We start from the raw sequence: 18,997 nt of genomic DNA, 5'->3' as shown, positions 1-18,997 counted from the left end.
GAGCTAAATTAAACGACTGCTAAAAATTAGGAAATATATGTTTTCGATAAATTACGACAAGGCTGAACTTGAGGAATTGATTTTGTCAGCGGATGAAACGATTCTCCAACAACCATTTAAACTAGCAAACAGCGACTATGTAGTTGCGCTAGACGATGATGATCGTGTTCTTGGTCTGGAAAGTGTCGAAGTAAATGGACGTCTTTTCAAAGTTGGATTCTTGAGGCAAAACGAGTAGCTGAGAATACAAGTGGTAAGCAGTAATCTGGTCGTTCAAAAGAAACGCATTTATATCATTTAACGTGTTTTTCGATATTCATCGACAGCCCGATCAATACTAAATAACATTGCGGCCGAGAGTAAATCGCCATCGCCGGGAACTATTCGTCCCATTGCAAGTGTCGATAGTTCATGAACTTCGGGCATACTTGTGTAATTTTCTTGAGTTGATGCTCGGCCAATACCTCTATAAACCGTTCCTGTGGTGGAATCTGTAATCGTTACGCTTATGACTGAAGTAATCAGTCTTGAACCAAATAGTGCTTTAGTTACGCTTATACCAGGGTTAAGTGATACACGCTTGCGTCGGCCAAGTTCATCTGTCGTGAAATCGCCAGAATCATCCAACATTGCTCTTTCAATGTTTAGCCTGTAACGGGCAGAAGCCTGTTGGCTATTGTTCCAGTCATTTGATTTTGGAGCATCAATAACCGTAAAACAACCTCGTGTCTGAAGAGCTGCTCGAGCAAGTGGCACAAGTGATTCGAGGTGGCCATAGTTGCTCGTGTTGCCAGCGGCGTTATAGATTTGGCGGTATGAAGGTAGAGCATCACTTTCACGAATGAAAATCGTACCTATGGGGCGCGCGCAGGATGTCATTTTTTTAATCTCGAGCTTGTCATTTGAGACCGCAACAGGATGTATATTGTTGGCGCAGCCAGCAAGGATTCCAGTTGATACGAACAGCATTCCGATCGTTTGAGATGGACTCATAGCATTTCCTTAGTGATGAAATTGGTCTTTTGCATTAATTGTTGGTGACAGAGTGTTTGTAGATTAACGATGCAAATCATATTGTTTTTTTTCGTCTGCGCAGAGAGTTGTTAAGATCTCATCCATCGTGTGTCCAAAATTATGTTTGTCGATACAGGCGTCAAGCTTTGCACCGTATTCAATTTTAACTTCCTTTGCTATGGACTCTGGAGTTTTTACAACATTAGATGGCACCTTGTTAGTGGCAAACTGGTTCGCTGGGGATATTGACACTAACTCAGTCTGAGCGATTTGTGGCGTGCTTTTCTTTGATTCGATTGAAGTTCTAGGTTTGATTGTATTGTGATTATTTTTTGATCTAGACTCGTATCCACTTTCGGTAGAGCGGTTTGTCGATTCCGATTGCGAACCTAGCGTGGCGACATCTGGTTCGAGTCTATCTTTTTGTTTGAAGCTCAATGCTCCCCACAAACAGAGCGGAATAATGGCAAAAATCAGTGCGAATGATGTGATCGGGTACGAATCATTTCTATTATTGGTATCGCCGGTAACGAGTCCTTTAATCTGAACAAAAGCGACGCTTGGCAGTAACAATAGAAAATAGTATGCGACCAATAATACAGCGGCATAAATGATGCCGCATATAACTAAGGCGATGGTCGCTGTGGTGGTGAACCAAGCGTCCGAGATACCGATCGTCAAAGCTATCGATTTTAAGATCGATGCAATGCCCGCAAAACCTTTTAATGGCACTATGACCAAATAATAGTAATAGGCTGCAACATATTTGTCTTGCAGCAGAGTGTGGAGCTTCCAGTCGGAGCAGTAGTCCCAGAATTTGTTGGCAAATATGTAGAGGTAATATAGAGCAAAAGCACCGCCAATTAGCCCGACGAGGTTAAGGAGACCACCACCGTCGCTAGAACCCGAACTTGAACTATAGCTAGAACTTTCTTCGCTGGAGTTACTTGAAACAGTATTGTTGAGAGTTGATTCGACTTGCTTTTCATTGATGCTATTGAGTGTTTCTGCTAGTACTGCATTCTGAGCGCGAATGCGTAGTCCCTCCTTATGCCCTTCTGATCGTAGCTTCTTTTGCTCGTCGTTCTCGAAGATCGATACCAAATCAAAAAGAGGTGAGTCCTCCGCCTTACCGTCGATACCGCGCTGGAGCCCTGCGCTATATGAAGTTGATTCGCTTGTATCCATATTGACTCTCCGTACGTATTTTCCTCTAGTGCTGCCACGATCACAGTAAGGCTTTGAGCTAAGCTCAATGATAACATTTTCTTTAAATAGTCAAACAAATTGGGGGGCTCTTCGACTCCAGTTGCCAAGTGGCTATATCGAATATTCGTTAACTGCTGCGATTAAGTCTTTCAATATGAAATTCGCAAACAAAGGGGCACATCCAAGCAAGGAATAAGACTTAAATTTTATATTTGTAACTCGACATTCGAGACTCTACCGAAACAAAATCGGCGGAAATTGAAATGGTGAGGCCATTGCGAATAGAGTATGCAGGTGCTTTTTACCACGTCACGACCCTCGAGATTGCACGTGTATATTTATGCGAATGAAGATGGTCGACAGCGGCTTTTTTGCGGTTGAATATCACCTTGGATCGCTATGATTGGTATCGCCAGGCTCGCCGTCTGATGGACAATTACTACCATCTCTTGGTCGAGATTTGTTCGATGAACACTCAATTCCAAGATACACAGAGCCAAGCCTCGAATAACCCATCTCGCGATGAATAGCAACTACACAGGATGCAAACTTACCATTGATTTTACCAAGTAAAATCAAATTTCTGCTCTAACACTGTGACAACCGCATGTTAGTATCAAGTTTCATCCACCTCACCTAACCAAGAGAACGTATGAAACTTCGCCGCCAATTTCTGATGAATGCGCCTTTAGGCCTGCTCGCTTTAGCCACTTCAAGTCGTGTTGCACTCGCTGAACAAAATCCAACTACACCCGGTGCACCGCCAACCTTCGGTGCGACAGCGGCGGTGGGACCGGAAGTGACGGCGACGACGTTTGCGGAAGCAGAGAAGTTGATGCAAGTGTCGATGACGCCGGCAGAGCGCGAGATGGCGGCGAATAGTTGGCGGGTGTCGATGGCATCTTCGTTGGAGCGTCGCACGGGGCCGCGTAAGCTGGCGATCGAAGTAGAAGTTTCTCCTGCCACGGTGTGGAACCCTGCTGTCGTCGCTGGCAAAAAACGCTCTGCCCACAATCAATTCATACGTTCACACGCCAAAGCCATGCCTTTGCCGAAGAGCGATGCGGACATCGCTTATGCGCCGGTATCGCAATTGTCGCGCTGGATTGAAACGAAGCAGTTGAGTTCGATGCGTTTGACGCAAATTTATCTGGACCGCATTCAAAGGCTCGATCCCAAACTGCGCAGTGTCATCACCGTCACGCGCGAACATGCTTTGGCGCGCGCCAAGCAAGCCGATGCCGAGATCGCCGCCGGAAAATATCGTGGGCCTTTGCATGGCATTCCGTATGGCGTGAAAGATTTGTTAGACACCGCTGGCATCGCCACCACTTGGGGCGCGGAGCCGTTTAAAGATCGTGTGCCCAACAAAGATGCCACCGTCATCACGCGCTTGAACGAAGCGGGTGCGGTGATGATTGCCAAGCTCAGCTTAGGTGCCTTGGCACTCAATGATATTTGGTTCGGTGGGCAGACCATGAATCCGTGGTTATTGGAAGAAGGCGCTTCTGGTTCCAGCGCGGGCCCAGGCGCAGCCACTGCCGCGGCATTGGTCGCGTTTTCTATCGGCAGCGAAACCGGCGGCAGTATCGTCAGCCCGAGTATGCGCTGTGGTGTGACGGGTCTGCGCCCCACCTATGGTCGCGTGCCACGCACCGGCGCCATGACCTTATGCTGGTCGCTCGACAAATTGGGCCCGATGACGCGCAGCGTGGAAGACGCTATGTTGGTATTGAACGCGATCTCCGGCCCCGATCAAGCCGACGTCGCCTGTGTACCATCGACTTTGGATTTCGATGCCAATGCCTCCGTACGCGGCTTAAAAGTCGGCTACTTTCCCGCATGGATGAACGATAGCGGCGCCACCGACGTCGATCGCGCGGCTTTGGAAGCGGCAAAAAAACTCGGCATGATTCCAACGCCGGTATCGCTACCCGATTGGCCCTACAGTTCTTTGAATGTGGTGCTGTTCGCCGAAGCGGCGGCGGCCTTCGAAGACATCACCTTAGACGCCCGAGTCAATCAACTCAAAGCCCAAGTCCCCGATGCCTGGCCCAACCTCTTCCGCGAAGCGCGCTTCCTTTCCGCAGTCGACTTCGTGCAAGCCGACCGCCTACGCCGCAAAGTCGCCATCGAAATGGCCCGCATCATGAACGAAGTCGATCTCTTACTCGTGCCCTCACTACGCGACGAAATGCTGACGATCTCCAACTTCACCGGACATCCATCGTTGACCATAAAAACAGGCAGCGTAGAAATCACCGAAACCCGCAGCGACTGGGCACCTGATCCCAACAATCCGCCGATCAAATTCAGCACACCAAGAAAAGTCCCCTACGGCGTCACCTTCATCGGCCGCCTATTCGACGAAGCCACCATCGCCCGTGCGGGCTTGGCTTTGGAAAAACATTTTGCGGTAGCGGGGGAACGGCCGCCGGGGTTTTGATTGAGTTATTTAGATTAAAAGCGTAGGCGCCTATTTTGAGAAGCGAGTTCTATTTCGCTGCTAAAATTGAGAGATCTCCAATATCTTGAATTCATTAAAGGGAGATGTGCATTCGATTTGATGTTGAAACATAGAAAAAGTAAGCAAGGTGCACGGGGTCAGGCCTTATATTTGACACTCCTCTTTCACCATCCCACACTCGACCGTTACTAAACCGACGGAAGATTGAAATGGTAAGACCCTTGCGTATAGAGTACACAGGTGCTTTGTACCACGTCACCGCTCGCGGGAATGCACGAGGGAACATTTATGGCAATGACGATGATAGACAGCGGTTTTTATCGCTGTTGAAAATCGTGGTGGATCGTTATGATTGGTATTGTCACGCTTACTGTCTGATGGACAATCATTACCACCTGTTGATTGAAACCAATCGCGCAAGTTTGTCTGACGGGATGAAATTGCTCAATGGTTCTTATACCCAGTATGTCAATCGGCAGTATCAACGCGTCGGCCATGTTTTTAAGGGGCGATTTAAAGCGATTTTGGTGCAGAAGGAATCCTACCTGCTTGAATTGACGCGCTACATCGCCTTAAATCCGGTACGTGCTGGCATGGTTCGCAGCGCTAAAGATTGGCCGTGGAGCAGTTATCGCGCTACCGCAGGCATGGTAGAAGGTGCTGCGTGTTTAACGACCGATTGGGTTCTGGGTGGATTTGCCAAGACCAAGCATATCGCACAGCAGCGCTATCGTGAATTTGTACAACAGGGCAAAGGACAGCCTTCTCCTTGGCAGAGCCTGAAGAACCAAATTTATCTCGGTGACGACGATTTTGTACTGGATATGCAATGCAAGCTCGATTCCGAACAATCACGCAAAGACATCCCCAAAAAACAAAAACAAGCCCCGATCAAACCATTGGATTACTTTGTCAATCTGGGGAATACGCGAAACGAAAATATGGCACTGGCATACTTAAATGGACACTACACACTCGAGCAAGTCGGTAGCCATTTTGGTGTAAGTTACGCGACGGTTAGTCGGGCTGTGAGACAGAAAGAGCGTGGTGTTGATTGATTGCTTAAAGTCGAATTAAAACCTGACCCCATGCATGCTTAAACGCAGAATGACTGTAGCCAATTTATCGAATGTATTAACGTCTTGATTTAAGCTTACTTTCCTTGACTGGACTGGTTTCAACTTCAAAGCATTGGTAACTAAATTCTAGAATTTCCAATAAAATCGAATTTTCCGTTGATTTTAGATCCGCAACTGAATATTTGATCGGATATGCTTTCACGAAACGCCAACTCATACAACTCTCCCCATTTTCATTGGTTAGAGTCAGTGAAATATTCTTAGTTTGTATCGGCTTATCCAAATCACAGTCGATTGTGTTTTGGCACCAAGCGATCAATTCGGAATTAGTCGATGCGATACCTCGCCTTAAAATCAGATTAGGACACTTTGCGGTGCTGGGTAGGCGGTACGTAGAGTGATTTTCATCGTTAGTATTCACCTCTTCGATATTCATTTCTTTATATAAGCCATGAACTTCCTGAAATGAGGCATCGGCATCGCTGCTGCTCCCATCAACTTTCACATTGAAGTAAAAACCGGTTAGTAAATCGTTGTACTCCATGAGTAATTTTCCTTACTGTTTGTAGTGGTTGATATTAGATGGCTCGTGTGTGATTTTTTTGATCTCTACTACCGTAACATTCGATCGAGCGCGCGCGGGAGCACGTGGTCAGGCCTTACATTTGACATGAGCTTGAGGTCAGTTCCAACATTCAAGCATGACCAACTACCATGCATGAAAGTTAGAACTGATAATCATCTAGCCGCCTGCCGTCAACTGTGTCTGCCCTTGGAGTAATTTGAGCCGTGAAACGACATGTTAACCAGACGAACAATAGGTGATTGGCAGCTTAAATTTCGCCACGAACAAGCGCTCTGCATTATCTTTTAAAAATCCTTCGTTGAAGAAAAGCATCGTAGTCTTGCCGTTCTGTGCAGATCAAATAGACATAAATATGTTGGCGATTCTGCTCAACTTCATAGACCACTCTATTTTTTTCCATGACGACCATTTGTCGCCACTGCGTCATTCCTAGTGCTGCGAGTTGCGGAATGCTTGTGCCTAGAAGCGGGTTTGTTTCTAACAGGAGAATGCTGTCGCGAATGCTGACGTAAATTTGATCTGCTAAGGTTTTGGAGAACTGGTTCTTAATGTAACTATGGATGTTCCATAAGTCGTCTTCCGCATCGTCCAGCATGTACACGGTGTAACTCACTTGAGTATTTCCTTGTCCATTTTTGCGAAGACTTTGCGAGCAGGTTTAAATTGACCTTCTTCGATTTGCTTGCGACCAAGCGCCAATATTTTCAGCAGAGCCATGGTATTTTTTGTGTCTTCATAGCTCTTAATATCTTGTATGACACAGGTCGCTTCACCATTTTGAGTAATGATCAGTGGTTCATGCGTCTCGGTCATTTCAGCAATAGCTTTAGCTGCGTTATCTTTGAAATAGCTGATTGGTTTGACTTGTTCGGAAAGGCGCATGGCATACTCCCTTGAATGAATATTGAAAAGTCAGTTTAAAGACTTAATTTAGACCTGTCAATGAACGCTTACCTTCAAACCATCGAATTACTCTATCAATTGAGGAAACCCGCGAAACGGAAGTATGGCACTGGCATACTTAAGTGGGCACTACACACAAGAGCAAGTAGGTAGTCATTTGGAGTATGTTACGCGACAGTTAGTCAGGCTGTGAAGCAGAAAGAAAGTGGTGTACTGAATGTCGAACGTCAAATGCAAGGTTTGACTCCCATTCCGTGACACGATTTTATGGCAAGCTCCCAGCATCATAGAAACATCTACGCGAAAGCTTGCATAGTCTCTCTCAAAGACAAACGACCCGATCGACAATTCGACCGAGTCGTTAAGGCAAAGCTCCCACAAATACTTACAGTTGATGGTCTTACAGATGCTTGCTAGGAGCTATCTCTTTTTGCGTAAGTCCACTATTTGAAAGAATCAGTCCGCCAAACCCAAGCGTTCCAATCTTTCTTTTGCAAGCATATATCTTGCGCGCACATCATCAATTTGCTGTTGCGTCAATTTCTTACCGTAAGTGCGAAGCCCACCTTCGGCATCATTATGATGAATGCCCATGGCAAACTTCAGGTATTCCAACAGCAAAGGCTGCGCATCGAGATAGGAGATGGAGTTGAGTGCCTGAGAAATTTTGTTGGCCTCAGCCCATTCACCTTTCAACACATGCTCTTGCATCGTGATACTTGCTTTGGGGAAGATGGTGCCTACACCAGTAATCCCACCGCATGCGCCAGCCAATCCTGCATGCACAGTGACAGAGTCAACGCCCGCTAAAACTTTGAGATCACTATTTTCTACGATCAGCGTTTCGATGATCGACACATCGAGCGTCGATATTTTGAGAGCGACGACTTCTGGTAGCGCAGACAGCTTTCTCAGAAGATCGGTTGACAGTGCATGATAGCCAGCTGCGTCAGGATTGTTATACGGCATGATGGTGACGCCTACTTTTTTTGCAGTGGCTGCGGCAAGTGCATAGTAGGCATACATTTCTTCATCAGAAGGCGCTTCCTTGGTTTTTGGTGGCATGACCATGACGGTATTCACGCCAACTCCTGCGAGTCCTTCAATGATAGTCGCGAGCTGTTCCTTGGTTTCTGCTGCAGCGCCACTGATCAATGGGACATCGTATTCTTTTGCAACTGCAGATAGGGATTTGAGTAAAGCGAGACGCTGTTCGGGAGTCAGGTAACTGTTTTCACCGAGCGTACCAGACGCGACCAATCCACCAAATCGGCTACCGCCTTTTCCCTGCGCTTTTAAGACAGATGCGGCTTGTCTTTTTGTCTCATCAAAGTCAATTTCGAGAGCGCCGGATTCTGACTCTTTTAGCCATGTGAACACCGCTGGCATCACCGTATATCGCCAATCTTTACTATTTGTTTCCATCATATTCCCTATTATTTTAGTACTTCAGCAAAACAGACGTTAGCGTCGTTGTTGTCGCCTCGCCGTACAAATGTACTGTCTTCGGCGACACGCCTAGCTAGCGCAATTTTGCGTAAGCCCTACATTTAAAAACATTACATACAAATTTCACTAAATAGTTCGTAACAGTTGAACCAATGCCGGTAAAACTGGAGGCTTATTAGGTTACGCTATCAAAGGGCTTAAGCTCACGCACTTAGCCCACCACATGCCAAATCATGTCAACCATAGGCTGAAACCAGAGCGCATATTGTCTTTGCTATCGCGATCGCACTTTTCACTTCGCACTATTCACTTTTAGATCAGAGCAAACGGAACCATAGACATTCACTCATCTTATTTGCTTTTACCAACAATCCTAGGAAATTCAAGCAGCGGAATGCGCACATAAATTAAGTATACCGTTAATATATTAGCCCACATAGCTGAAATATTCAACTTATTCGCCTGTTGGTTGAAACAAGCCGAGCAACGGTGTCTGATGGGATGAGAAGCATTAGGGGCTCCAATATTAAAGGCTCCAATACCCAATGTGTGGATGTTGGAGCCTATCTATCCGACATCGCGGATTTGCTCTTTATTAATGAGGTGCAGTCGATTGCAGTGCCAAGACCTTATCCGCACGCAAGCCAAACATGGGTTGTAGTGCTGGTATTCTGCGCACGATTTCAAATACCGCAAAGCTGCTCGTAATCGTTAATACGATCAACACTATCGCTTCAATCCCTGGTGCTAGTGAAGCTGGTTTGAGCACATAGGCGAATACCACGATAAAAGTCTGATGCAAAATATATAGCGGAAAAACAGCTTGGGTCAGATAGCGTCGTTTGGGGCTATCAAATTGAAGATGCTTGTGCGCGAAGCCACATGCCGCACCAATCGCGCTCCACTGGCATAGTGAATAAATTAAATGATACAGCTTGCTCCAAACAGGAAATGGCGTGGCTGGCCATCTGTCGTCAGGCCAGGCATCGAAGATCAGCACCAACGCCCAGCAAGCGAGTGCCGTGCCTAGCAAAGTCCAACGCGCGGTATTAAAGCCTTGCCAGAATTCAGTTTGACGTGCCAACAAAGCGCCGAGCAAAAACAGGCTAAATGAATTGGCGTGATTAAACCAATCATTGACTAAGTCGTGCGTCGTCGGAAACCGATTCGCCAACAAAATACGGATTAGACCAAGTAGGAGTGCTGGTAGCACAAATAACTTCCAACCGTTTAGATGTTTCGCTAAGAAGTTGCCGAGTGACTCAAAATGCTTGCCAAGGCCGAGCGAGATTCCAGCCAATAATAAGGAGTAAATCCATAGATAAGGCACAAACCAGAGATGATTCCAGGTTGGAAGATCGAGACAACCATCCTTATCGCAAAAGCCGTGATAAGCCTGAAGATACAGCTTCATAAAATCGAAGTAATTTCCCTGATACCCAGCTTGTTCGACTGCCTCAATAAAGGCTTGAGGCGGCGTGACGACCAGCATGCCAAAAATCAGCGGGATCAAGAGTCGCGCACTCCGTTGCCGGATAAAACGACCGATGCTGAGCTTATTCAGCATCCAGCTCGATGCGACACCCGACACCAAGAACAATAAGCCGAGCCGCCATGGCGAAGAAAGCTTCATCAATGGTTCAATCGCATTGCTAGCGTGGACACTCTTGACGTGCCAATCCCAAGTGACGTAATACATTCCCACGTGATAAAAAATAAGAACAAAAAAAGCGAAAATGCGTACCCAGTCAAGAAAGAACTGGCGGCTGTCGTCATGGTGATTTGTGAGCATGATGTGTGACCTGATAGTGATAACAGGATGCAGACTAATTGAGAATAAATCGAGGCGCCAGCGAGATGGGGCGAATTGGATTGCGGCTGGGGCGAGCTGGATTATTAGCGTATTTACTCGGTACCGAGTTTATAGTTTTTCTATCACCGAAGTGCGAAACTGGCGGCTACATGAAACCCGTGCGCCGCCACGTAAGACGAGTTCGCAATCGCCTTTTTCAAGCGTGATGACGGTTTCGATACAATCAGTTTTTACCGCCGCACGCCGATGGCAGCGGACGAACGCCTCGCCTAACTGCTCCAGCAACCCGGTCAAGGTTTGGCGAAGAAGGAATTGGGCATCTAGTGTGTGCAAGACCACATAATTGTCGGCGGTTTCTATCCATTGAATTTGCTCGACTTTGACTACTCTAGTCTTGCCGCGTTCACTCACCAAAAGCTGGCGCACTGGCAGACCTGACGCCGGGCTTGAACTTGTTGCTGTGTTTGCAGTGGTTGCTGAAGTTGCTCTCTGTGCCAACATGCGTTCGCGCACACGCTCTAGCGCTCGAAGTAGACGCGTCTGGTCGTAGGGCTTCAGCAGATAGTCAATCGCATTCGTATCAAAAGCCCGAATGGCGTACTGATCGTAGGCGGTGACAAAGACGATCAGTGGTGCAGGTGTGGGTAATGACGCCGCTAGTTCGATGCCGCTCACTTCTGGCATTTGAATATCCAGAAACACGACATCAGGTGTTTCTGCGGCGATGCGCTCAAGTGCCTCGATCCCGTCGCGTGCCTCGCTGATACTCAGGATGTCGGTCTCCTGCGCCAGCAAGCGGCGCAGCTTGTCACGGGCAGGTCTTTCGTCGTCTACGATCAATACACGCATGGCAAACTCACTTCGGCTCGTACACCCGCTGGTGACAATTGCACTAGCTTAAAGCTAGCTTGATCGAGATGCAGAGCTTCAAGCCGTGCCCGCAAATTCACGATGCCAATGCCGTTTCCGCTTGGCCCCAAACTGCCGCTATCGTCCTCCACCCTGAGCACTAATTGGCCTTCGAATAACGCGGCACTCACCTTGATGTGGGTCATGTGACGACGCGTCTCCACCGTGTGCTTAAACACATTTTCAATCAAGGGTTGCAAGCTCATCACCGGCACTTTACACGCTAAGCTTGCATCATCGATGTCCCAATCGATTTCTACGCGATCGACAAAGCGTTCAGTCATTAGGGTCGCATAAGCCCGCGCCAGTCGCAGCTCACTCGCGAGCGTAATTTCATACTGCTCACTCAAATCAAGACTAGCCCGTAACATATCTGCTAACTGCTGCAAAACAGCATCGGCACGTGCTACATCCGTTTGCATGAGCGAGGAGATGGTGTTGAGCGCATTGAACAGAAAATGTGGCTGCATCTGTTGAGTGAGTCGAAACAGCTGTGCCTGATTCAATAAATGCTTGGTTTGTTCGGCACGTGCCCGTTCGTCCAGCATTTTTTGAAACGACAATACGCCAAAGCGCGAGACGATAAAGATAGCGAAGAACAGCGAGATCTTGATCGACTCATATAAGAAGAGCTGCGGCCAAGCTTGATGCGTATACGTCTCTCCCATCAGCGCATACACTCCATGGCGGATACTAAATGCCATCGGAACAAATGCCAGAGAGTTAAATGGTATCCAAATCAATTGGCGTTGAAACCAACGCCATGGGGTCGCTAGCAGATGATCATACCGGCGCGTTAAGTGCAATTGCAGCAGCGTCAAGAAAGTAGCCGACACTCCCGACGATAATTCCCATAGCACGGGTTGCCAAATAGCAGTCCCGCCATCACGGACAAAATCTTGCACCGCCGTGACGACCAATAGCCCCCAGAACAATAGCCAGGCGGCGCTTACAATACGTGCGGTGCGGGAAAGAATCACAGTGAAGACGAAGAAGAAAAATTCTATTCTTACGTATTTGTACAGACTTGTCAGCAACTAAAGTGAAGGTGATACTAAGTCTTCGCCAGTGAGACTCGGTGCGCACAGAGGGCCTAGCCTAACATGCCACATCCATCCACTATGATCCAACATTTATTCGTCGATAAATCGAAGGAAGAATGCGCTGACCAAGTTTCTACGGATTGCGCTTGCTGATATAGCGCTGACCTAAAATTTAGGGTTTGCTGTCCAAAAAGCAGATTCGATTGCGGCCTGTGGCTTTGGCTTGGTACATCGCTTGATCAGCAAATTTGATAATGTCGATGTCATTGTTGTGTAAGTGACGTAGGAGGACGACACCGATGCTGGCGGTGCAGTGGTGTTGAACGCTGGTCTTGCTGTGGGTATTCGCAATGTTGATTTGATAGGGGGCGGATAGGGATGCGCGTATCTTTTCAGCGATATTGCAAGCGAGCTGTTCCGCTGGCGCCAGCTCACTTTCTAGATCGCTGAGGATTACCACAAATTCATCACCACCGAAACGCGCGACGGTATCGACTTCGCGTACGCAGAGGCTAATCCGTTGGGCGACTTCTCGCAGCAGGATATCACCCGCGATGTGACCATGTTCATCATTGAGTGGTTTGAAATTGTCGAGATCGATGAACAACACCGCGGCAAAATGATGATGCCGTCTGCAAATGGCCTTGGTCTGTTCTAGTCTATCGTCAAGCAGGCTACGATTCGGTAGACCAGTGAGCGCATCATGGAAGGCCATATGCTGCATCTTCAATTCTATCCGCTTACGTTCGATGGCGATGCTAGCGAGCTGCGCCGATTGTTCGATGATGTAGACATCCAAATCAGCGAGTGCATTTTTTTCTCGGTGGTAGATGGCGAAGGTTCCCAATACTTGTAACTCAGACGAAAGTATCGGTTGCGACCAACAGGAGCCTAAGCCCGCTCGCGCTGCGAGCTCGGCATACGGCGCCCAATAGGGATGGCTGGCGATATCGTCCACCACCACACGCTGGCCCAAAAATGCAGCCGTTCCACATGAGCCAACGCCCATACCGATCTCAACGCCATTGATGGCTTGGTTGTAAAAACTAGGCAAGCTAGGGGCAACGCCATCGACCAGATGTTTGCCTTCTTTATCCAGCAATAAAATGCTACACATAAAGTTGGTATGTAGTAGCTCAACTCCGCGCACGATGGCTTCTAACACGCTGGGTAAGGGGATATTTTTCGCTAGTAATTCTAAGGTAGAGCTACGAAATTGTTCGTATTTTTCTAGTTGTTTGCGTTTGGTGATGTCGTGTGAAATACCTAAGATACCGATCAGTTTGCCGTCGGCATTGTGTAAAGGTGTTTTACTGGTTTCGACTAGTTCGCGGTGTCCGTCACTGGCAAAGTTAATCCATTCTTCGTTGATGTTCAGGCCGCTTTTTTGCATGGCTAATAGATCGTTGGCGCGGAAAGAATCGGCCAATTCTTTACTGACAAAATCATAGTCGGTGCGACCGATGATGTCTTTTTCCAAGGCGCCAAAGAATTGTTCAAAGCGCTCGTTACAGGCCAGATAAACACCGTCGGGATCTTTCAGCCAGATCAGCGCGGGCAATGCTTGCAGTATGGCACGCAGATTATCTTCTGTGAAATTCGCCAGCGAGAGCATTTGTTGGTTCATACATGTCCAGACTGAGTATTCGCCTAATGGATGTGTTCTATCTTAAACCTATAACCTCTTAAGAAATGTGAAATATCGCAATAAACAGACAGATTTAGAATGCTGTGGTAGGTGTGGTCTGGATTGGTGCTGGCAGGCTATTGTCTGGTGGATAACGACGAGCAACTGTTGAGTGAAAACAACGGAGCGAGCAGACGACCGTTTTCTGTTCAGGGACTTGACAGTTAGTCGGGATGTAAAACAGAGAGATAGTGGGAGTTGATCGCCTACCGAATGTCGAATTTTAGGTTTGACTCCATTTCCATACTTCCTACCTTGTTGCAGATAGCGACTGTGAATGCTTTAGACGTACGTAGGACTACTCCATTTCATATTGAACTAAAGCATCGTCGGTGATGCTGCTATCCCAAATCGGTAGGTAGTATTGCCCATCAGAGTCAATCTTCTTTTCTATCGTTGATTGGGGTGTCGTTAATACGACTTTTTTGACGCCCGGCGGTGCGAAGTAATAGACTTTGACCGCGCGTGAAGTGCATGGATTACCCGATGCGAATAGCTTGACATGCGTAAGAAAGATGATCGATACATCTTGTTTTTCCACTGCCCATCGTACTTGACATTCAAGTCGTAGGTCTCCTAGGCGTTTGACGTTGTCTGCTAAGTTCTCACTCTTTACATAGGGCTTAAAATAAAATTGGCCTTTGGGCTTATTTAAGATCAGATCGTATTCGTCGTCACGTTGAAGCGTGATGTCCTGCAATTGAAATTTGCCCTTAGTATCAATTGGAATAGCGATAGAACTTTCATCGCTCGCCAGCCGCATTGTGATCCCATCGAGCCCAAGGTTCTTTGACTTGGGAATCAAGATAAAAAATAGTTCCGAGTTTGGCGCAAGTGCTTTGTATTCGGCATAGGCTTTCAAACCTTTTTGCATTTGTGCGTAGGATTTGAGTTCGAGTCCTTTTTGTGATGATACTTCCACGCGATTGGGATTGTTTTCTTTGTTGTCGTCTTGTGCGTTGGCGGTAAAAATGGCAAGCGATAGGAAAAGACAGGTCGCGAAGTTGGTGAATGTCATGAGGCTTGGTGCGTTGAAATTGGTGTTGGCTGACTGTTTTTACTGAGCGAAACGATGCGCGCGTGTGATGCTCTAATTGCAGATATGATAAATCGATAGAATTATTTAATCTAGCTATTTTATTATTTTTATTTGAGGAATAAGAAGCCCGACATCTCATGAGCTGAAGACGATACCGTTGCGACTGCCTATTGGCAGCAACATCAGCAGGCTTTAGATTTTGCGTTATGTAATCGACGTTTAATCGCTGAGCGAACTTGTGCGAATTGAGCGACCAATGTCGAGACAGTATTAGACATCCATCACAATTTTTGAGTCAAATTAGTATTGATGGGGTGCGCGGATTATTGCTCAGAAAAGGCGCGGCACCTGCTGGTGAAGTCGAATCGTGATTCCTAGTTCGCTCGGAGATTATTCTTTTGTGGTGTGCGGTACACGGCGGCGCAATTAAGTAGAATTGCCCTAGATAGTCGGGCGCTGTGCCATGACAAGGGCTTGAGTGAAAGACCTGAACCACTTCAAATCGTCTGTGGGAACCGAGAATCCATAGGGTATTTATTTCAATTCGGCGGTGGTGGAGTAGCTTCTGCTATCGATGAGTATCAGCCTCATGTACAAGTCGACAAGCTTGGTCGTTGAATACCGAGATTGCGGTGTCTTAAGAAGTTGCTAGCTAGGGCTCGAACAAATACTCAGCATATTTCTTCAAACGTAGAATGCTCGACGTGATGAGGAGTTGAAATGCTCCATCAGTGAATTGAGATGGCGTCTTCCTTGACACCTTGCACCGCTACCGCTTTCACTCTTTGAGAGATGCGCCCGATTGGCTGGCTAGGTGCTTATTTGATCTACTAATCCAACAGCGGTTGAATTAGTAGACCAAGCTTGTGTTGTTAGTTACTGCTAACAATCATCCTTTCTTGCTTGGTAGGAAAATTGCCTGCGACTTGTTGTGACTTGAGCCAATCTTGAATCATTCTTGCTTCAGCTGGATAGACAGTCTGGAACATGACATTCCCTCGCATGACCATATCTTTTAACTGTTCACTACCTGAGGCAAGTATCTCACCTTTTGCATTTTTCAAGTTGTACGTAAAATTGAATCGTGGCCAATACAATTCTGTACTGGAATCTGAATTGTTCTTTAATGCTAAGTCTAAGACGTCAATCTCTAGCTTGACACCGTCTGGCAAGTCATTGGTCAGTCGGGAGAAGATATACGTAAATTCCTTTGTTACCGTCTCGCGCGAACGTTCGATTAGTGCACGATCGTTGAAACTATCATCATTGAGTCGACCTTGAACGACTCTTTCCCAATTGTTGAATTTGCTCCAATTTATGTTTGCCTCGCCGGCCAATGCTGTGCCTGAGACGAGGATAAGGAACAATGAACTCCCTATGATTTTTTTCATTACTAAGTCTCCTTTGAGAAAATATACACAAAAAAAAACACAACATTCGATTGCTTCTCTGTGTAGCGATTCAATTCTAGTTTAGATAAAAATTTCTTTTTTAGAGAAGATTATTTTGCAACAAAGCGTAGCACATGATTGCGTTGTTGTGAGCCGAGAAGTGAGAACATTACCGTCAGTCGTGCCTTGATAAGTCGTCGAACTGATCAGCCTCGCGTACCTTAAGCGGCTGATCCTGTTTGGTCTTGCATGTTTCCTTGCGAATCTTAGGTCATTCGTCCGAACTGATTGACTAGGCCTTCAATAAGCTCAGATTTTGACATTCAACGGTGAGGTTGATGCCATAGGCGGTGGCGACAACGGGCGAGTAGGAACCATTCAAGTCCGAATTGTATTCAAACCACTGGTTGTTCATTCCCGGGTAACATTGCTGCACCAAGTTTCCATGTCCAGCATTCCACGCGGTCAGACTGACTCCGCCTCCGGCAATACGTAGACCTTCACTTAAACTTACGTTCATATTGCCATGGGAGAGTGCAGTTGATGAGGTCTGCTTGGTCACATTTTTTGTAATGCTCACTTCGGATCTCAATTTTGACGAAGGGGCTAATCCAAGGGCGTAGGCCGTCACTTCCGCGTTCTCGGATGCACGATCGTAATCCGACATAGCGATCCGCCATGATGATCCTTCAGGATAACTGCTGATGATATATTTCAAATTCCCTTTACAGAAGAAAGAACATCCGCCGCCGGTTAAGCAGTATCCAGGGTCGAGCGTGGCCTCAACTTTGGACATGCCAATGCCTTGATTTCCTACCGTGACTTCGGTCATTCTCACTTCAAAGAGATCGTATGGATCGTAAAAGGCTAATGCATAAGCGGTGATGGTATCGTCCTGTGAACTTGGCGTTGCAATATCATGCGAGACGGCGATCCATCCATTGATTCTTTTGTTGTCATCATATTGCGGATAAGATCCACAGAGAAAGCTAGATGTCCCTATCTTCACGTTAGCGCCACCAGAAATAATTTTGTAATCTTCATTGACCGTGGCGGTAGCACGATTTTCCACAAAAGGCTGGGTCGGTGCGATGGCTGAGAAAATCGTCGGATTCTTGATGCTTTGTGCGGTAATGACGAGATTGAGGTAGGTTCGCAAAAGCACGCTTGCTTCAGTCTTCTCAATCAAAGCCCAATATTCTTTTGTGTCATGAACCGCAAAAATCGCGTCCTCGTTACATGAGGCCGCCCAGGCTTTTAACGTTTCTGGATTTCTCAAATCAATGCCCTGTGCCTTGATCGGATCTCCACCAATCGCTCTTGTAAATTGCAGCACCGATCCATAGCTCGTTTCACGAGAAATTTCACTCGCTACTTTGGCAGTTAGCTCAACTGATCCTAAGGCGCCACCGTATTTTGCACTGACTTCGGCTGATACCTTACTCAATTTGGTATAGCTTCCGGTTTCAATGCTAGTAGTGATTCCAAATAGGCCACCAAGACTCACCGCCGTTACGACATGAGTGCCATACTTTTTAGTGAACGCTTCGGCATCGACTAAGCTCCTAATACTTTGCAGCGACTGGACTAAATTTTCATCAAGATAACCAAGAATGTCTGTGCTGGTCTTGAGATGCACCGTCCCTCGGCATATCTGGCAGTGAGTACTAGAGTTAAATGAAGTGGAAGAACGCGTGATTTTCGTCGAAGAGTTATATTGAACCGAGGCCGAGAAAATCCCGTAGCTACCTTTGATTCCAACCGATTCAGAGAAATTCGAAGCCTCCGCTTCAGCGGACTTTGATTCTCTGAATACGCCTGTGTAAGATTGGATGGGCGCTTTGACCACTATACTTTCGCTCCATCGACTATTTCTGAAATCGTCGGTGCAATTGAGTGCTTGATCTGGTGCGTTGGCGATCCTTCGATCAAATGCATTGAAGGATTGTAGAATGCAATTTACTGCCTCGGAGGCGGGTCTGATGTATCGCATAGCTGTAGTGTCCTGTTGTTTGTGTAAGGCGGTTGAGAGCGAGGGCGAATTTCATCGATAGCGAGAGCCCTCGGAAATAGATCAAGCCGTTTCCTCGGTAAAGTAGGTACTCGAACGTGCTCCGAGATTCACTTCGAAAAGGATAGTGCCGACCAATTCGATCATGGGAAACGATGCACCCTGAAGAAACGTATTGGCATTTTTAGCAAGCATCGTGCCAAGGTTAAACACAGCGGATCGAACCTTGCGCGCATAGGGCGCTGATGAATGGAATTGCATCAAGCAGGGCTAATGATGCTGAATTAAGTCTAGCTTGAAAATTGCGATGAGAATGGCATGTCGACGGCAACGCAATCGCTCGTTTCATTGCGTATAGGTTGACCGTCGTCGTATAGTGAACTTACGACTATTGACA

At 46.9% G+C, this 18,997-nt stretch carries 16 protein-coding genes; 3 read left to right on the top strand and 13 right to left on the bottom strand.

What is annotated here, in order from left to right; translation table 11 throughout:
- Positions 1-37: 37 nt before the first annotated feature.
- The gene (locus tag KDM90_RS10855) at positions 38-238 is read left to right on the top strand and encodes a hypothetical protein (protein ID WP_212675626.1); all 201 of its coding nucleotides are present in this window, start codon (positions 38-40) and stop codon (positions 236-238) included.
- 59 nt (positions 239-297) lie between these two features.
- Here KDM90_RS10855 and KDM90_RS10850 read toward each other — a convergent pair whose 3' ends face one another.
- Positions 298-993 (bottom strand): hypothetical protein, encoded by a 696-nt coding sequence (locus KDM90_RS10850; protein WP_212675625.1) that lies wholly within the window; start codon positions 991-993, stop codon positions 298-300.
- Between the two features lie 63 nt (positions 994-1,056).
- Positions 1,057-2,202 carry a hypothetical protein gene (locus tag KDM90_RS10845; protein WP_212675624.1) on the bottom strand — a complete coding sequence of 382 codons (1,146 nt, stop codon included), beginning with the start codon at positions 2,200-2,202 and terminating at the stop codon, positions 1,057-1,059.
- 673 nt (positions 2,203-2,875) lie between these two features.
- Here KDM90_RS10845 and KDM90_RS10840 point away from each other — a divergent pair.
- Both KDM90_RS10840 and KDM90_RS10835 read left to right on the top strand, forming a co-directional pair.
- Positions 2,876-4,669, top strand: a complete 1,794-nt coding sequence (locus tag KDM90_RS10840) for an amidase (protein ID WP_212675623.1) — start codon at positions 2,876-2,878, stop codon at positions 4,667-4,669.
- Between the two features lie 230 nt (positions 4,670-4,899).
- A complete protein-coding gene (locus KDM90_RS10835) occupies positions 4,900-5,748 on the top strand; it encodes a transposase (RefSeq protein WP_212675622.1) in 849 nt (282 codons plus the stop codon).
- Between the two features lie 76 nt (positions 5,749-5,824).
- Here KDM90_RS10835 and KDM90_RS10830 read toward each other — a convergent pair whose 3' ends face one another.
- The 11 genes from KDM90_RS10830 to KDM90_RS10780 form a co-directional block, all read right to left on the bottom strand.
- Positions 5,825-6,313: a phage tail protein gene (locus tag KDM90_RS10830; protein ID WP_212675621.1), complete on the bottom strand. Its 489-nt coding sequence runs from the start codon at positions 6,311-6,313 to the stop codon at positions 5,825-5,827.
- 319 nt (positions 6,314-6,632) lie between these two features.
- Complete coding sequence (locus KDM90_RS10825; protein ID WP_212675620.1) at positions 6,633-6,968, bottom strand: type II toxin-antitoxin system RelE/ParE family toxin; 336 nt, start codon at positions 6,966-6,968, stop codon at positions 6,633-6,635.
- Positions 6,965-7,237 (bottom strand): type II toxin-antitoxin system Phd/YefM family antitoxin, encoded by a 273-nt coding sequence (locus KDM90_RS10820; protein WP_186922967.1) that lies wholly within the window; start codon positions 7,235-7,237, stop codon positions 6,965-6,967. The genes KDM90_RS10825 and KDM90_RS10820 overlap by 4 nt, the downstream gene beginning before the upstream one ends.
- Positions 7,238-7,714: 477 nt before the next feature.
- Positions 7,715-8,686: a dihydrodipicolinate synthase family protein gene (locus tag KDM90_RS10815; protein ID WP_212675619.1), complete on the bottom strand. Its 972-nt coding sequence runs from the start codon at positions 8,684-8,686 to the stop codon at positions 7,715-7,717.
- 616 nt (positions 8,687-9,302) lie between these two features.
- Complete coding sequence (locus tag KDM90_RS10810) at positions 9,303-10,499, bottom strand: acyltransferase family protein (RefSeq protein ID WP_212675618.1); 1,197 nt, start codon at positions 10,497-10,499, stop codon at positions 9,303-9,305.
- Positions 10,500-10,628: 129 nt separating this feature from the next.
- Positions 10,629-11,369, bottom strand: coding sequence for a LytR/AlgR family response regulator transcription factor (locus KDM90_RS10805; protein ID WP_212675617.1), 741 nt, complete (start codon positions 11,367-11,369; stop codon positions 10,629-10,631).
- Positions 11,357-12,409, bottom strand: coding sequence for a sensor histidine kinase (locus tag KDM90_RS10800; RefSeq protein WP_212675616.1), 1,053 nt, complete (start codon positions 12,407-12,409; stop codon positions 11,357-11,359). The genes KDM90_RS10805 and KDM90_RS10800 overlap by 13 nt, the downstream gene beginning before the upstream one ends.
- Positions 12,410-12,644: 235 nt before the next feature.
- On the bottom strand, positions 12,645-14,099 hold the full coding sequence (locus tag KDM90_RS10795; RefSeq protein ID WP_212675615.1) for a sensor domain-containing protein: 1,455 nt from the start codon (positions 14,097-14,099) through the stop codon (positions 12,645-12,647).
- A 358-nt stretch (positions 14,100-14,457) separates the two neighbouring features.
- Positions 14,458-15,177 carry a hypothetical protein gene (locus KDM90_RS10790; RefSeq protein WP_212675614.1) on the bottom strand — a complete coding sequence of 240 codons (720 nt, stop codon included), beginning with the start codon at positions 15,175-15,177 and terminating at the stop codon, positions 14,458-14,460.
- A gap of 893 nt (positions 15,178-16,070) precedes the next feature.
- Complete coding sequence (locus tag KDM90_RS10785) at positions 16,071-16,589, bottom strand: DUF3016 domain-containing protein (protein WP_212675613.1); 519 nt, start codon at positions 16,587-16,589, stop codon at positions 16,071-16,073.
- A 292-nt stretch (positions 16,590-16,881) separates the two neighbouring features.
- Positions 16,882-18,582: an MAC/perforin domain-containing protein gene (locus KDM90_RS10780; RefSeq protein ID WP_212675612.1), complete on the bottom strand. Its 1,701-nt coding sequence runs from the start codon at positions 18,580-18,582 to the stop codon at positions 16,882-16,884.
- Between the last annotated feature and the right edge of the window lie 415 nt (positions 18,583-18,997).

Source organism: Affinundibacterium fentianense, assembly GCF_018139545.1.
Classification (GTDB): Bacteria; Pseudomonadota; Gammaproteobacteria; order Burkholderiales; family Burkholderiaceae_D; genus Undibacterium; species Undibacterium fentianense.
The sequence above is the reverse complement of the archived record's forward strand: the minus strand, read 5'-3'. Positions and strand labels throughout refer to the sequence as shown.

What these genes read in the sequence shown, in the direction of transcription:
- KDM90_RS10855 (WP_212675626.1), top strand. Translation starts at nt 38, where the DNA reads ATGTTTTCGATAAATTACGACAAGGCTGAACTTGAGGAATTGATTTTG.
- KDM90_RS10850 (WP_212675625.1), bottom strand. Translation starts at nt 993, where the DNA reads ATGAGTCCATCTCAAACGATCGGAATGCTGTTCGTATCAACTGGAATC.
- KDM90_RS10845 (WP_212675624.1), bottom strand. Translation starts at nt 2,202, where the DNA reads ATGGATACAAGCGAATCAACTTCATATAGCGCAGGGCTCCAGCGCGGT.
- KDM90_RS10840 (WP_212675623.1), top strand. Translation starts at nt 2,876, where the DNA reads ATGAAACTTCGCCGCCAATTTCTGATGAATGCGCCTTTAGGCCTGCTC.
- KDM90_RS10835 (WP_212675622.1), top strand. Translation starts at nt 4,900, where the DNA reads ATGGTAAGACCCTTGCGTATAGAGTACACAGGTGCTTTGTACCACGTC.
- KDM90_RS10830 (WP_212675621.1), bottom strand. Translation starts at nt 6,313, where the DNA reads ATGGAGTACAACGATTTACTAACCGGTTTTTACTTCAATGTGAAAGTT.
- KDM90_RS10820 (WP_186922967.1), bottom strand. Translation starts at nt 7,237, where the DNA reads ATGCGCCTTTCCGAACAAGTCAAACCAATCAGCTATTTCAAAGATAAC.
- KDM90_RS10815 (WP_212675619.1), bottom strand. Translation starts at nt 8,686, where the DNA reads ATGATGGAAACAAATAGTAAAGATTGGCGATATACGGTGATGCCAGCG.
- KDM90_RS10810 (WP_212675618.1), bottom strand. Translation starts at nt 10,499, where the DNA reads ATGCTCACAAATCACCATGACGACAGCCGCCAGTTCTTTCTTGACTGG.
- KDM90_RS10805 (WP_212675617.1), bottom strand. Translation starts at nt 11,369, where the DNA reads ATGCGTGTATTGATCGTAGACGACGAAAGACCTGCCCGTGACAAGCTG.
- KDM90_RS10795 (WP_212675615.1), bottom strand. Translation starts at nt 14,099, where the DNA reads ATGAACCAACAAATGCTCTCGCTGGCGAATTTCACAGAAGATAATCTG.
- KDM90_RS10790 (WP_212675614.1), bottom strand. Translation starts at nt 15,177, where the DNA reads ATGACATTCACCAACTTCGCGACCTGTCTTTTCCTATCGCTTGCCATT.
- KDM90_RS10785 (WP_212675613.1), bottom strand. Translation starts at nt 16,589, where the DNA reads ATGAAAAAAATCATAGGGAGTTCATTGTTCCTTATCCTCGTCTCAGGC.
- KDM90_RS10780 (WP_212675612.1), bottom strand. Translation starts at nt 18,582, where the DNA reads ATGCGATACATCAGACCCGCCTCCGAGGCAGTAAATTGCATTCTACAA.